Raw genomic sequence first — 15,300 nt, 5'->3', positions numbered from 1 at the left:
GTTCTGAGGTTCTGAGGTTCTGAGGTTCTGAGGTTCTGAGGTTCTGAGGTTCTGAGGTTCTGAGGTTCTGAGGTTCTGAGGTTCTGAGGTTCTGAATAGATACAATAAAAAAAGGATGAGTTTTACTCATCCTTTTTTTATATTGTAGATTTTAGAAGGCAACCTTAGTACCTTTGCACCTCAGAACCTTAGTACCTTTTATTAGTCATTCATAGAAATCAAAAACTCTTCATTATTTTTGGTTTTCTTGAAACGGTCGTTTACAAAATCCATTGATTCTACCGGGTTCATATCAGAAAGATATTTACGCATGATCCACATTCTCTGAAGTGTTTTTTCGTCTAATAACAAGTCATCACGACGTGTACTTGATGAAGTAAGATCAATTGCAGGGAAAATACGTTTGTTTGCGATTTTACGGTCTAATTGCAGCTCCATGTTACCGGTACCTTTAAATTCTTCAAAGATAACCTCATCCATTTTAGAACCTGTTTCTGTTAATGCCGTTGCGATAATACTTAATGAACCTCCGTTTTCTACATTTCTGGCAGCTCCAAAGAAACGTTTTGGTTTTTGTAATGCATTTGCATCAACACCTCCACTTAAAACTTTTCCAGATGCTGGCTGTACTGTATTGTAAGCTCTTGCCAAACGTGTAATTGAGTCTAATAAAATCACAACATCGTGCCCGCATTCTACTAAACGTTTTGCTTTTTCAAGAACAATATTAGCAATTTTTACGTGTTCCTGTGGTTCTCTGTCAAAAGTAGAAGCGATAACTTCTCCACGTACACTGCGCTGCATGTCTGTAACCTCTTCAGGACGTTCATCAATTAAAAGTACGATAAGATAAACTTCAGGATGATTGGCTGCAATCGCATTGGCAATGTCTTTTAGCAACATTGTTTTTCCGGTTTTCGGTTGTGCGACTATCATACCACGCTGTCCTTTTCCGATTGGAGAAAATAAATCAATAATACGGGTTGATATTGAACTGCCTTTTTCGGCTAATTTGAATTTTTCCGAAGGAAAAACCGGGGTAAGATGTTCGAAAGAAACTCTGTCACGAACTACTTGAGGATCATGACCATTAATTTTTAATACACGAACTAAAGGGAAAAATTTCTCGCCTTCTTTTGGTGGGCGAACCACACCTTTTACAGTGTCTCCGGTTTTTAAACCAAATAATCTGATTTGTGAAGTTGATAAATAAATATCATCTGGTGAGGCTAAATAATTATAATCTGATGAACGTAAGAATCCGTATCCGTCAGGCATCATTTCAAGAACACCTTCACTTTCTATAATTCCGTCAAATTCAAAGTCTGAATCTCTGAAATTATTGCTCTTTTTGTTTTTATGATTTGGATTCTGGGTGTTATTGTTTGTGTTTCCGTTTGCATTGCCATTTCCGCTTTGATTCGTGTTCGGATTCGTGTTTTGATTTGGGTTTGGGTTCTGGCTCTGGTTTGGATTTTGGATTTTATTCTGATTTGGATTAATCTTTTTTGCAGGTGCAATTGCCGGTTTATCCTTTTTTTGTTCTGAAACTATCGGCTCTGCATTTTCCTCTGCAGTGACTTCTTTCACTTCTTCTTTTTCCTTTTTTAAGGCAACTTTCTTCTCGTAAGCCGACTTATTAAATTTTACAATTTTAGGTCCATCCTTTTCTGTTGAATCATTTTCTGCAGCTTCCGAATTTTGAACTTCTTCAGTTTGAATATTAGCGGGAGCTGGTTCATTGTCTGGCTGAATTTCCTCTATATTATCAAACTCTAAAACCGGTGTACTTTTTGCATTTGCTGCTTTTTTTACAGGCGAAATTCTGGTTCTTTTAGCCTTATCGTCTTTAGCTTCTGGTACCACAGCAGTTTTTGACTCCTCAGCAGTTGAGCTGGCAGCCTGATGTGCTAAAATCTGACTAATCAAAGCCTCTTTTTTAACACCAGTAATCTTTATTGTTTTAGCTAACTTAGCTATTTCTTGAAGCTCAGCAAGCTTCATTTCTTTTAATGCAGAAATATCAAACATGAATGTTCTATGAATTTAATTATTTTAAAGGAAAACTGTAAAAAGAATAGGTAGATATATATTTTCAATTGACCGCAGTATGAAGTGCTTACGGTATTATGATGCAATAATACGAATAAAATTTTATCATACAATAGTATTTATAAAAAAGAAAATATATTTTTGTAAAACAATTTTAGACAATGATACAACGAATTCAGACCGTATATTTAATTCTTACCTTTTTAATAACTGGGGTATTGATGTTTTTTGTTCCGCTTTGGACATTAAACACAGGGAAAGCATTCTATTTTATGCAGGATCAGGTTTACACTGTTTTATTAGGTTTAAGTACAATGCTTACCATTATCAGTATCATTTCATATAAGAAAAGACAAAACCAGTTTGTTATGGGCAGACTGAATATAATATTAAACTTAATTTTATTAGGATTGTTTGTATATCGATCACTAAATCTATCTGGAGAAACAGTTAACGCTGTTTCAGAGAAAGGTATTGGGATGTTTCTACCAATTGTTGCTATCGTGTTATTAGTTTTAGCTAATAAGGCCATCAAAAAGGATGAAGATCTCGTAAAATCTGTAGATCGTTTGAGATAAACCTATAAACTTAATTTATTTGTGTGAAGAAACCCGGAATTTATCCGGGTTTTTTTGTGAGCAAAATTTGACATAATCTTAACTCTCCATTCAAAATTAGCGCTAAACCTTAATTTGTAAGATATTTTACATAAATTTGAATACCGATTTGAGGATAAAAATGACACAGAAAATAAAGATACATCTTGCCGATGATCATCAGGTATTAATTGACGGACTTACTAATTTATTACGTACTGTTACTGATTTTGAAGTAGTGGGTAATTCATTGGATGGGACAACTATTTATGATGACGTGATAAACAATGAGGCTGCTATCTTATTACTGGACATAAGCATGCCAAAAAAAGACGGAATCGAGGTATTAAAAGAATTTAATCAAAAAGGCTTTCCCTGTAAGGTAATTATACTTTCGAGCTATGATGATCTGAAAATCATAAAAGAAGTAATGAAATTGGGCGCAAGAGGCTATCTCACAAAAAAAAGCGCCGGAGAAAATATTATCAAGGCAATCAGAACTGTCAATCTTGGCGAAGAATATTTTGATGATTATGTACGTGAAAAAATCTTTTCGAGTTTTACTCAAAATAATCCAAAACTAAACAGAAGTTCTTTTTCTGAAAATCAAATATTAAGTGCAAGAGAACTAGAAATCATCACTTTAATATCACTTGAGTACAGCGGTAAAGAGATTAGCGAGCAGCTTTTTATAAGCCTAAATACGGTCGAGACACACCGCAAAAATATCATGAAAAAATTGAAAACAAAAAACGTGATCGGCCTTGTAAAATATGCTTTAAAAAATAATTTAATAAAGCCATAATGGTATGCTTATTAATCGAATCATAACTGTTCTTATTTTTTTCTTAACGCTGAACTGCAATATTATTTATAGTCAGCCAAAAGCTCCGCAAGCAGAAATAAAACAGGAAGCCAGTGAAATACAATCAAAAAAAGATCAAACAACTGAAAAAGAAATAGTCAGTCTGGTTATTATTCTTGTAATTATGCTGATGGTTCTGTTTTACTTTTATTATCAGAATAATGAATTAAAAAGAAAGAATAAACAAAAAACAATTCAGCAAAAAATACAGTTCAACATTATCAATTCCAGCATTGACGGACAGGAAAACGAGCGAAAAAAAATAGCATTATTTTTACACGATAATATTAATTCACTGCTCTCTTCAGTCGGATTACATCTGAATACATTTTCAGCGTTAAACAATATAGAATCAGATGAAATTACAAAGGCAAAAGCCATCTTAGCCGAAGCACATGACCGCTTACGGGATATGTCACATGAATTGATCCCTACCCTTTTGGTACGTTTTGGATTAATTTATGCTTTGGAGGATTTATGTGAAAAAAATTCAAATTCAAATATTCATTTCCAATTTACGAGTTCGGTATCAAATGATAAAAGATATAGTGAAAGATTTGAAATGAAAATTTATTTTATTGTATCTGAACTATTTAGCAATATCATAAACCACAGCAAAGCCACAGAAGCCCAAATTTCGCTGCATGAAAAAAAAAATCGGCTAACCATTATTTTACACGATAACGGAATAGGTTTTAATGCTCATAAACTTCAGGAAATGGAAGGTTTTGGTTTAAACAGGATAAGAGCACGGATCAAGAAACTGAAAGGCAGTTTTAGTATAATTTCGAGAGCGAATGAGAATACAGGCTGTTCGGTACGACTAAAAGTGCCGATTTCTTAAGTTTACTTTTTTCCGATTTCTATAATTTCTAAATCTTTTATTTTATCACCGTCAATCACAAATCGCAACATGGTTCGCATTTGATGAAATCCACTTTTTCCTGCGGCTCCGGGATTCATGTGTAATAAGTTATTTTTTTTATCAAACATGACCTTCAAAATATGAGAATGCCCGCAGATAAATAACTTTGGCGGGTTTAAGGCCATTTCTTCTCTAATGTTTGGATTATATTTTCCCGGATAACCCCCAATATGTGTAATCCATACAGAAACGTCTTCGCATACAAAACGGTTATGCAGCGGAAATTCTAAACGTGCTTTTGCATCATCAATGTTTCCATAAACGCATCGTAACGGTTTTAGCTTTTTTATGGTATCTGTAACATGAAGATCGCCTATATCTCCGGCATGCCATACTTCATCGGCCTGATTGACATATTTTAAAATTGTATCGTCGATATGACTGTGCGTGTCTGAAAGAAGTAGGATTTTGGTCATTCTAAGATGCTAAGATTCTAAGCCGCTAAGATACTTAGATTTTTCTGCAGAGATAAACAAACAGCGCAAAAAAACTTATGATCTATGCAACTTAGAATCTTAGCATCTTCAAAAAAACCTTTGTACCTTTGCCATTCAGAACCTTTGCACCTTTACCTTGAGATATTTTATTCATTTTGCTTATAACGGAACTCATTATCATGGCTGGCAGATTCAGCCAAACGCTTCTTCTGTTCAGGAAACTTTAAACAAGTCACTTTCGGTTTTATTGAATTCTCCGATAAACATAATGGGTGCGGGACGAACGGATACTGGTGTTCATGCACAGGAAATGTATGCTCATTTTGATTTTGAAACTCCGATAGATGTTCCTGTTTTGGTTCACAAACTAAATTCTTATTTACCAAAAGATATTGCGATTTTTGATTTGATTTTAGTTCACGATGATGCGCATTGCCGTTTTGATGCTACCAGACGAACTTATGAATACCACATCAATAGTGTTAAAAATCCATTTTTGCAGGAACTGAGCTGGTATTTTAATCAAAAATTAGACGTAGATTTGATGAATGAGGCGGCTAAAATTCTGCTAAAACATACAGATTTTCAGTGTTTTTCTAAAGTAAATACAGATGTAAATACTTTTGACTGCACGATTTTTGAGGCGTATTGGAGGAATGAAAACAAAAAGCTTGTTTTTACGATTTCGGCGAATCGTTTTTTGAGAAACATGGTTCGGTCAATTGTGGGTACTTTAATCAATATTGGCCTGAGAAAAATTTCTCTTACCGATTTTGAAAATATTATCGCCAGTAAAAGCAGAGAAAAAGCCGGATTTTCTGTTCCGGCACACGGATTATATTTAACCGATATATCGTATGATTATATCAAGAAATAGCCCCGATTGCAGTGAAAAGCTTTTTTGAAAAAAATTATCGTTTTTGTGTTTTTATAAAGCGACCGGAGGAAGCTCTTATAAAAACGGACAAAAACATATTTTTGAGAAAAACTTGAAACGAAAAGCGGGAATAGCTCCTAAAAAATAATGAAAGCAAAAGCATTTGATACGCGTTTATTCAAACGAATTTTAAAATATACAAAACCTTATAAATGGCGCTATTATGGCGTTATTGTCTTCGCTGTTTCACTTTCTGTTTTTGCGGCACTTCGCCCCTATTTATTAAAGCAGACTGTTGATGGTTATATCAAGACGCATGATAAGCATGGTTTATTGATGTACATTATATTGATGGGAATTGTTCTTCTGATGGAGGTTTTCTCTCAGTTTTATTTTGTGTACTGGGCGAACTGGCTTGGTCAGGATATTGTAAAAGATATTCGTACGAAACTTTTTAAACATATTCTAAGCTTCAGAATGAAGTATTTTGATTTGGTTCCGGTTGGCCAACTGGTTACGCGGGCTGTTTCTGACATTGAATCTATTGCCAGGATTTTCAGTCAGGGATTGTTTATGATTATCAGTGACCTGATGAAAATGCTTGTTGTACTTATTTTTATGTTTTACATGAACTGGAAGCTGACCTGGATTGTGGTAGTTGCTATGCCAATTCTGGTTTATATTACAAGAATCTTTCAACGCAAAATGCAGGTTGCTTTTGAGGAGGTTCGTACGCAAATTGCGAATATGAATTCTTTTGTGCAGGAACGCGTAACGGGAATGAAGATTGTCCAGCTTTTTAACCGTGAAGTCATTGAGGCAGAAAATTTTAAAGAAATCAATAATAAACACAAGGTTGCCTGGATAAAAACGATTCTGTATAACTCGATATTTTTTCCGATTGCTGATATTATTTCGTCTATTACTTTGGGATTGGTTGTGGTCTATGGCGGATTTAGAATTTTAAATGGTGATCATTTTACGACTTTTGGAGATTTGTTTTCGTACACGATGTTTATCGGAATGCTGTTTAATCCGTTGCGTCAGATTGCGGATAAGTTTAACGAGATGCAATTAGGTATGATTGCGGCCAATCGTGTTTTTGACATTATTGATACACAAGATCATATTCAGGATACAGGAACTCTTGAAGCTCCGGTTTTTGAAGGAAGTATAGAATTTGAAGCCGTTCGTTTTAGTTATATTCCGGAAGAAGAAGTTATAAAAGGTATAGACTTGTCTGTAGCTTCTGGACAGACTATAGCAATTGTGGGTTCTACTGGTGCAGGAAAATCGACCATTATTAATTTGCTGAACCGATTTTATGAAATCAACAGCGGAACGATTTATATTGATGGTCACAATATTGAAAATTATACGCTGGCGTCTCTCCGTAAACAAATTGCTGTGGTTTTGCAGGATGTGTTTTTATTTGCCGATACTATATATAATAATATTACACTGAATAATCCCGAAATTAAACGGGAACAGGTTTTGGATGCTGCCAAAAAAATTGGTGTGCATGATTTTATCATGAGCCTGCCGGACAATTATGATTTTGATGTAAAAGAAAGAGGTGTTATGCTGTCATCTGGTCAACGTCAATTAATCGCTTTTTTACGATCATATGTGAGCAACCCGAGTATTTTGATTTTGGATGAAGCGACTTCTTCTATTGATACTTATTCTGAAGAATTAATTCAGCGTGCTACCGAAACTATAACTAAAGGAAGAACTTCGATTATTATTGCGCATCGACTGGCTACGATTGTTAATGCAGATAAAATTGTGGTTATGGACAAAGGTTTAATAGTTGAGCAGGGAACTCATCAGGAATTACTAAATAAAACCGATGGTTATTATAAAAACTTATACGATTCGCAATTTTCGGTTGCCAATTGAATCTAACTCCTACTATTTTCTTTGAAATTTAAATTAAAAAAAATAACATCCAGACGAGCCTTTGTAATTTATTTGATTGTCTCCATATTAATCACCGTTTCTTCTGTATTTGTACTTAGCAACCTAATTACTGATCTTACCGAAAAAGCGAATGAGGATATGGCGCAGCGTAATTTTATTAAAAAACAGGAATTTCTGTCTCAGGAATTTTCTAAACTCTTAGAACAGGAGAACAGGATAAAGCACCTTTTAAAAATAAGCAACGCGAGTAATTTATCTTCTAATCTGAAGGTTTTGTCTTCGGTCCAGTCTACTAATTTGTTGATTGTAAATAACTGGTTTAAGGTTAATGACAATAAGGTTGAATTTGGGACAGATTCTATTTCTGAAGAAGTAAAAAAAGATGTTGAAGATTTTATTCTTAAAAATAAAAAAGTCAGTCATATAAGTACTATTATCCCGCAGGGGAAAGAATGGGTGTGGCGAATTTATTTTAAAATTGTTTCAAAAGATTACACTACTCTTTATTATGGTTATGATATCAATTTAAAAAAACTTCACGATTATATCTCGACCAGTGACAAAACGGCTTCTAATTATGCTTTTGTTTTTGATAAAAACGGAAGGTGCATTTATCATCCCGAATCGGATTTTATTGGCAAAAACATATATAGTATTTCTTCTATCCAGCCGGCTGATACCATTTTTACCAAAAGTAAAGATTATGCAAAAAGGGTAACGATGTCGGAGTTTTTGAAACTGGATGTTATCCGTTTTACAAAAAAACTGGACGTAAAGGGAACACACTGGTTTGTGTGTGTTAGCATTCCAAAAATATTTGTTGATGAAAATGTCGATTTGATCCGGAAGTATTCGACCTGGATTTATTCTATTACAACTGTAATGCTGTTATTAATTTTCTATTTATTCTCGTACGCAAACCGACGTGCTTACAAAGAGAAGGGAATTGTAATTAAGGAGAAAAATAAATTATTGGTTGAGAACGAAAAAATCATAAAAGAAAAAGCATTAATCCAGCTGCAACAATTAAAGGAGCAAATCAATCCCCATTTTTTGTTTAATTCGCTAAATTCACTTTATATGTTAGTGGGCAGCGATGTAAAAACAGCTCAGAAGTTTACTTTAAACTTATCCCGCATTTACCGCTACTTAATTGACCCTCCTGAAAAAAATATTGTACCGCTAAAGGAAGAGTTATTATTTATAGAGAAATATATTTTTTTGCAGCAAACCCGTTTTAAGGAAGAACTCTTCTTTTCGATTAAAATTGAAGATGAAAGTGCTCTGGAAAAATTTGTGCCCTATCTGGCTTTCCAGATTGTAGTAGAAAATGCAATCAAACACAATATGGCAACAGGAGAAAAACCGCTGACTACTACTATTACAATAAAAGAAGATTGTGTTGTGATATCAAACAACCTGCAAAAAAAGGCAGTTGGAGAACCAAGCACCAAGTTCGGGTTAAATTACCTGAACAGCATTTATAAATACTATTCTAAAACCGATTTTACAGCCTCAGAAAAAGAGGATAATTTCGTATGTATTTTGCCTTTAATTGTCATTCACTCCTAAAAAAAAGCCATTCACTCCTTTTATTTTTTTTTTTGACCGAAAAGCAAATATTTTCGAGCCAAAATTAACCTAAAATTAACAACAAATGAGGGAAAAGGCAAGCCTGTTTAATGTAAAAGTGATCACTGTATTAGTATTAGCTTTATTTTTATTAGGCCCGATTTCTGGTTATTCTCAAAAAAAGAATAAAAGCAAAGAAAATGCTACTGAAACAGCAAAAGATACTACTGCTGCTAAAAAAGGAAAAAAATATAGTGACCTTGTAAAAAAAGGAACAGTAAAAAAAGGGCTGTTCAATATTATTCAGGTTAAAACTGATGTTTATTTTGAAATTCAGGACAGTTTATTTGGAAGAGAGTTTCTTGTAGTAAACAAATTATCACAAGTTCCTTTTCAGGTAAATGATTACGGACTTAATAAAGGAATGAATTACGAAAATAAAGTAATTAGCTTTTATAAAGATACAATTGCAAAGAAAGTTTGGGTCAAATCTTATTTACCAAAAGTTTCTTCTCCTAAAGATGACGCTATAACGGCTTCTGTAAAAGATAATTTTTCTGAATCTATTATTGAAGTTTTTGATATTGAAACTAAAAATAACGATTCTACTTCGATAGTTATTAAGGCAAATAAGATTTTTGACGGAAAACAAAAGAGTTTTAATGATATTTTTAGCAACATTGGCTTAGGAAGTTCTGTAAAATCGGACTTGTCTTATATAGAAAGTTTAAAAGCATTTCCTAAAAATGTTGTGGTAAAATCGCAGTTAACGACTTCTATTCTCGAAAACGGGATTCCAACATCTGTAACTCTTGGGGTGACAAGTAATATTGTTTTATTGGATAAAGTTCCTATGAAACCTCGTTTTTCTGATAACCGCATTGGTTATTTTACAGAACAACACTGGTATTTTTCTGATGCACAACAGGCATTACTTGAAAAAGAACTAATTATCCGTTGGAAACTTGAGCCTAAAAAAGAAGATGAAGAACGATATTTAAAAGGAGAATTGGTTGAACCAAAAAAACCAATTGTATATTATATCGATCCTTCGACTCCAAAACAATGGAGAAAATATATTATCGATGGTGTTCACGACTGGCAGGTTGCTTTTGAGAAAGCCGGTTTTAAAAATGCAATTATTGCCAAAGAGCCAACAGAGGCAGATTTGGATTTTGATATAGATGATGTACGTTATTCTGTTATTACTTATGCCGCTTCGCAAAAAGCAAATGCGATGGGCCCTTCGGTTGTTGACCCAAGAAGTGGTGAAATTATTGAAGCCGATATTATCTGGTGGCATAATGTAATGACGTATCTACAAAGCTGGATGCGTATTCAGACTGGCGCTATTGACCCAAAAGCAAGAGGAAATACTTTTAGCGATGAACATATGGGCGAGGCAATTCGATTTGTATCGTCTCATGAAGTGGGCCACACTTTTGGTCTTAAACATAATATGGGTTCTTCTTTTGCTTATGATGTTGAATCTTTGCGTTCTAAAGAGTTTACAGCAAAAATGGGCGGAACTGCTCCTTCTATCATGGATTATGCCCGTTACAATTATGTAGCACAACCAGAAGATAGTGTTACGGCTATCACTCCAAAAATTGGTGAGTATGATAAATATGCTATAGAATGGGGATACAGATGGTACGATAACAATGATAACGAGAAATTAAAACTGAATGCTCTGATTGCTTCTCACCAAAATGATCCAATTTATTTTTATGGAGAGCAACAGGACGGAAGTAATTTAATTGATCCACGTTCTCAATCTGAAGATTTAGGAAACGATGCCGTAAAAGCAAGTGAATATGGTTTGAAAAATCTGAAACGTGTAGTAAGTAATATTCTGGACTGGACATACGAAAAAGATCAGTCGTATTATGAAACTGCAAAATTATACATCGGAACTATTGGCCAGTGGCAATTATACAACCGTCACGTAATGAATAATATTGGTGGAGTTTACCTGAATGTAACAGTTCACGGAGACAACAAACAAAGCTATATTCCGGTTCCTGCTTTGATGCAAAAAAGAGCTACGGATTATTTGATTAAAAATGTTCTTACGATTCCGCAATGGTTATTTTTTAATTCTATTTTGGATAAAACAAATCCGCTTAAAGATACTCCTCTTGGACCTTATGAGTATACGCCATATACTTTGGCAAGAGAAATGCAATACGATGTTTTGTATAATTTATTAAGCGATGATCGTTTGTTAAGAATGACTGAAAATGAGTTACATCAGCGAAATGAAACCAAAGAGAAAGTATTTACCGTAAATGAATTATTTAGTAAAATACATCAGCAGGTTTTTGCTCCAACGGTTTTAAATAAATCATTATCAATTCTGGAGCGTATGACGCAAAAGAATTATGTAGATGTTCTGATTGTTTCTACTAATAAATTGTTTGAAAAAACAGATCCTAAAAAAACTATCGAATTACAACAAACACTGAGCATGCCACATTTATGTAATTATGTGCATGACGGGGAAATGATAAGAAAAATTAATCAGTCTTTTTTAAAGAGAGTTACAGAAGTTACTTCTGATAAAAAAGGAGAACTGTCAAAAGTGCTTCAATTATTAAAAACAAAAAAGAATACCGGCGATCAATCGACCCGAAATCATTATAACGATTTAATTCAACGAATCGAAAAAGCATTAAATAACACAACCTTTTAATAAACAACAACCCAAAACATGAGAAAAATTTTACATGCCTTACTGCTCCTCCTGGCCATCGCAGGATACTCGCAGGAAACCCGAACTATTACGGGAATCATTCAGGACGAAGCTGATTTGTCACCAATTCCAGGTGCATCGATTTTCGTCGAGAACAATTCTATATCGAATAAAACTTCCTATGCCGGAATTATTCAAAGTGAAGGAATCGGAACAACAACTGATTTTGATGGAAAATTTACATTAAAAATCGCTAAGAACATCACTTCTTTGAGAGTTACTTTTATGGGATACAAATCGTATACTCTTGAATTGGATGCTCAAAAATATTATACTGTTAACTTAAAATCTGAAACTGCAAAACTTCAGGAAGTAGTTGTAACAGGATATCAAAAAATTGAGAAAAGAAAACTTACTGCTGCCGTTTCCAAAATTGATATGGCTGCTATCCAGCAAACAGGGGTTTCCAGCATTGACCAATTATTGGTTGGACAAATTGCCGGAGTTGCTGTAAGCACTCCATCTGGAGCACCTGGAGCACCTGCCAGAATCAGAATCAGGGGTACTGCTTCTCTTAATGGTACACAAGATCCGTTATGGGTACTTGATGGTTTACCGCTAGAGAGCAATGAGGTTCCTAAAATTTACGATAAAGATAATATCGATGCACTTAACAATTATTCTATTGCAGGTCTAAACCCTGATGATATCAAAGATATTACTGTTCTAAAAGATGCCGCTGCAACAGCAATTTATGGTGCGCGTGCTGCAAACGGTGTAATTGTTATTACAACAAAAAAAGGTAGAGCTGGTAAAATGCTTGTTACTTTTAATACGAATACTTTTATTACGCAAAGACCAGAATTTTCTAAATTAAACTTAATGAACTCTAGTGAAAAAGTTGATTTAGAACTTGATATGGCAAGCCGTGCAGATTTAACATACAGAGACACCGGTGGTGATATTGCCCGTATCCTTAACGGATCGAATGAATTAGCGGCATACAGAGCCGGTGGATTCTCTTCTTTGAGCCCTGCTACACAACAATCTATTAATAGTTTGAGAGGTAACAACACAAACTGGGGTAACTTATTATACCAAACTGCTATCAACACGCAGCACGGTTTAAGTTTATCTGGTGGTGGAGAAAAATCTGATTACTATTTCTCTTTAGGTTACTATGATGAAAAAGGAACTACTATTGGAACTGGTTTCAAACGTTACAACTTAACTTTAAAGAATAACTACGAGATTACAGACAAATTTAAAGTTGGTATTGGAATCTTTGGTGCAGAAAACAAAACTACATCTTACTTGACTGACACTGGTTTGTTTACCAATCCTGCAAACTATTCAAGAAACGTAAATCCATATTTAACTCCATACAATACCGATGGAAGTTATAAGTATGATAAAGATATTATTGGTTTCTCAGACCGTTATGTTCCTTTCAATTTCTTAGAAGAAAGAGCAAATACATCTTACGACTTAAAAACAAGATCTATAAAAGCTTTATTAGATGCTGAATACAAACTTACAAAAGACTTAAAAGTTACTTCTCAGTTAGGTTTGCAATTGGACAATACATCTAGTGAAAAATTTGCTGATAAAGAAACTTATTATACAAGAAACCAAAAAGAAAAATCACGTTATTTCTCTAATGGGTCTTATAAGTATTTCCTTCCTGAAGGTGGTATTATTCAAAACTCAAATACCGACTTCTTCCAGTACAACCTTAAAACAATGGTTCACTACAACAAAACTTTTGGAGAGAAACATGAAGTTGAGGCTATGGCTGGTAACGAGCTAAGAAGAAACTACAATACTATGGTTTCTACGAAAGGTTTTGGTTATGACAAAAACAATTTAACTACACAGCAAATTGTTTTCCCTAACCCTGGAGATGCTACTGAATCAACTTACAAAACATATTCAAAATCTGAAACCGAAAATGCTTTTGCATCATTCTTCGCTACAGCTTCATATACTTATGATAAAAAATATAGTGTATTTGGAAGTGTTAGATACGATGGTTCTGACTTATTTGGTGTAGATCCTAAATATAAATATTTGCCACTTTGGTCAACATCTGCTTCATGGGCAGTTTCTGAAGAAGATTTCTTAAAAGAAAACTTAACACTTTCTAACTTAAGACTTCGTGCTTCTTATGGTTTACAAGGAAATATCGACAAAGGCACCTCTCCTTTTGTAGTAGGTAAAAACAGTACAGCTATTATCCTTCCTGGTCAGACAGAACAAACAATTGTTGTTGAAAGCCCGCCAAATGATAAATTACGTTGGGAAAAAACAGAAAATATCAATCTTGGTGCTGATATTGGATTATTTAACAACCGTATTAGCATTGTTACTGATTTATACGGAAGAAAAAGTACTGACTTAATTGGACTAAAGGCTCTTCCATTAGAAAATGGTTTTGAATATACCAATATGAACTGGGCACAAGTAAGTAATAAAGGGTATGAAATTACTTTGTCTACAAAAAATATCGATCGTCCGAACTTTAAATGGAATACTAGTATTAACTTCTCTCACAACAAAAGTAATATAGACCGTTTACAAGTAAGAGATAATAGCTATTTGCCAAATCAGGAAGGTTATGCAGTAAACGCTGTATTTGGATTTAAAACAAACGGAATTGACGAAAATGGATATCCATTATTTGTAAACAAAAAAGGAGAAACTGTAAATACTCAGACTTTCTTTGGTTTATTCGATCCGTATGCTGATTTCTTCCCTGGATTATTGACTCAGTCAAAATTAACTTCAGCTGAATTCAGAGACTTATTTACATACTTAGGAGACAGAGACCCGAAATATACAGGAGGTATCACAAATACATTCAAAGTAAGTAATTTTGATCTTGCAATCGCTGCTTCATTTAACATTAAACAAACTGTAGTTAGAAACCCTCCTTATAACGGAACTCAGGTTGACAGAGGACAAAACTATAGTAGAGATATCTTAAATGCATGGTCACCAACAAATACATCTTCTAACTTACCTGGAATTAATGGTCAGGATTCTGGAACAGGAGATTCATATATGGCATACCTATGGTACTCTGGAGCAAATCAAATTCCAACAATGAATTACCTGGATACATGGGTTAGTGAAATGAGTTATATGCGTTTAAGCAGTGTGCGTTTAGGTTACACAGTTCCTAAAGCGTTTACAGATCAAATCAATATTCAAAGCATTAGATTGAATGTTGAGGCAAGAAACTTATTCGTAATTAGTTCAGATTACAAAGGTTACTTTGACCCTGAAACTTTCGGAAACATTTATGCACAACCAGTTCCTAAGTCATTTACTTTAGGATGTAATGTAACTTTCTAAT

The 15,300-nt window shown here is 34.1% G+C and carries 10 protein-coding genes; 8 read left to right on the top strand and 2 right to left on the bottom strand.

The features are described 5' to 3' along the window. Nucleotides 1–201 precede the first annotated feature (201 nt). Nucleotides 202–2,031 (bottom strand): transcription termination factor Rho, encoded by a 1,830-nt coding sequence (gene rho, locus JOD96_RS12450; RefSeq protein ID WP_209564595.1) that lies wholly within the window; start codon nucleotides 2,029–2,031, stop codon nucleotides 202–204. 182 nt (nucleotides 2,032–2,213) lie between these two features. On the opposite strand from rho, the gene JOD96_RS12445 reads away from it, so the two are divergent. From JOD96_RS12445 to JOD96_RS12435, 3 genes are all read left to right on the top strand, one after another. Further along, complete coding sequence (locus tag JOD96_RS12445; RefSeq protein WP_209564594.1) at nucleotides 2,214–2,630, top strand: DUF4293 domain-containing protein; 417 nt, start codon at nucleotides 2,214–2,216, stop codon at nucleotides 2,628–2,630. Between the two features lie 160 nt (nucleotides 2,631–2,790). Further along, nucleotides 2,791–3,453 carry a response regulator gene (locus tag JOD96_RS12440; RefSeq protein ID WP_209564593.1) on the top strand — a complete coding sequence of 221 codons (663 nt, stop codon included), beginning with the start codon at nucleotides 2,791–2,793 and terminating at the stop codon, nucleotides 3,451–3,453. A 4-nt stretch (nucleotides 3,454–3,457) separates the two neighbouring features. Beyond that, the gene (locus tag JOD96_RS12435) at nucleotides 3,458–4,357 is read left to right on the top strand and encodes a sensor histidine kinase (protein ID WP_209564592.1); all 900 of its coding nucleotides are present in this window, start codon (nucleotides 3,458–3,460) and stop codon (nucleotides 4,355–4,357) included. Nucleotides 4,358–4,359: 2 nt separating this feature from the next. On the opposite strand, the gene JOD96_RS12430 is transcribed toward JOD96_RS12435, so the two are convergent. Further along, nucleotides 4,360–4,854, bottom strand: a complete 495-nt coding sequence (locus JOD96_RS12430; protein ID WP_209564591.1) for a metallophosphoesterase family protein — start codon at nucleotides 4,852–4,854, stop codon at nucleotides 4,360–4,362. 157 nt (nucleotides 4,855–5,011) lie between these two features. Here JOD96_RS12430 and truA point away from each other — a divergent pair, with 157 nt between their 5' ends. The 5 genes from truA (at nucleotide 5,012) to JOD96_RS12405 (ending at nucleotide 15,299) form a co-directional block, all read left to right on the top strand. After that, nucleotides 5,012–5,752, top strand: a complete 741-nt coding sequence (truA, locus tag JOD96_RS12425; protein ID WP_209564590.1) for a tRNA pseudouridine(38-40) synthase TruA — start codon at nucleotides 5,012–5,014, stop codon at nucleotides 5,750–5,752. A 147-nt stretch (nucleotides 5,753–5,899) separates the two neighbouring features. Continuing rightward, on the top strand, nucleotides 5,900–7,654 hold the full coding sequence (locus tag JOD96_RS12420; RefSeq protein ID WP_209564589.1) for an ABC transporter ATP-binding protein: 1,755 nt from the start codon (nucleotides 5,900–5,902) through the stop codon (nucleotides 7,652–7,654). A gap of 21 nt (nucleotides 7,655–7,675) precedes the next feature. After that, nucleotides 7,676–9,247: a histidine kinase gene (locus JOD96_RS12415; RefSeq protein ID WP_209564588.1), complete on the top strand. Its 1,572-nt coding sequence runs from the start codon at nucleotides 7,676–7,678 to the stop codon at nucleotides 9,245–9,247. Nucleotides 9,248–9,332: 85 nt separating this feature from the next. Continuing rightward, on the top strand, nucleotides 9,333–11,942 hold the full coding sequence (locus tag JOD96_RS12410; RefSeq protein WP_209564587.1) for a zinc-dependent metalloprotease: 2,610 nt from the start codon (nucleotides 9,333–9,335) through the stop codon (nucleotides 11,940–11,942). A gap of 18 nt (nucleotides 11,943–11,960) precedes the next feature. Next, nucleotides 11,961–15,299 (top strand): SusC/RagA family TonB-linked outer membrane protein, encoded by a 3,339-nt coding sequence (locus tag JOD96_RS12405; protein ID WP_209564586.1) that lies wholly within the window; start codon nucleotides 11,961–11,963, stop codon nucleotides 15,297–15,299. Nucleotide 15,300 lies beyond the last annotated feature (1 nt).

The organism is Flavobacterium sp. 1355, assembly GCF_017833415.1.
Classification (GTDB): domain Bacteria; phylum Bacteroidota; class Bacteroidia; order Flavobacteriales; family Flavobacteriaceae; genus Flavobacterium.
This window is presented reverse-complemented; position numbering and strand designations above follow the sequence as displayed.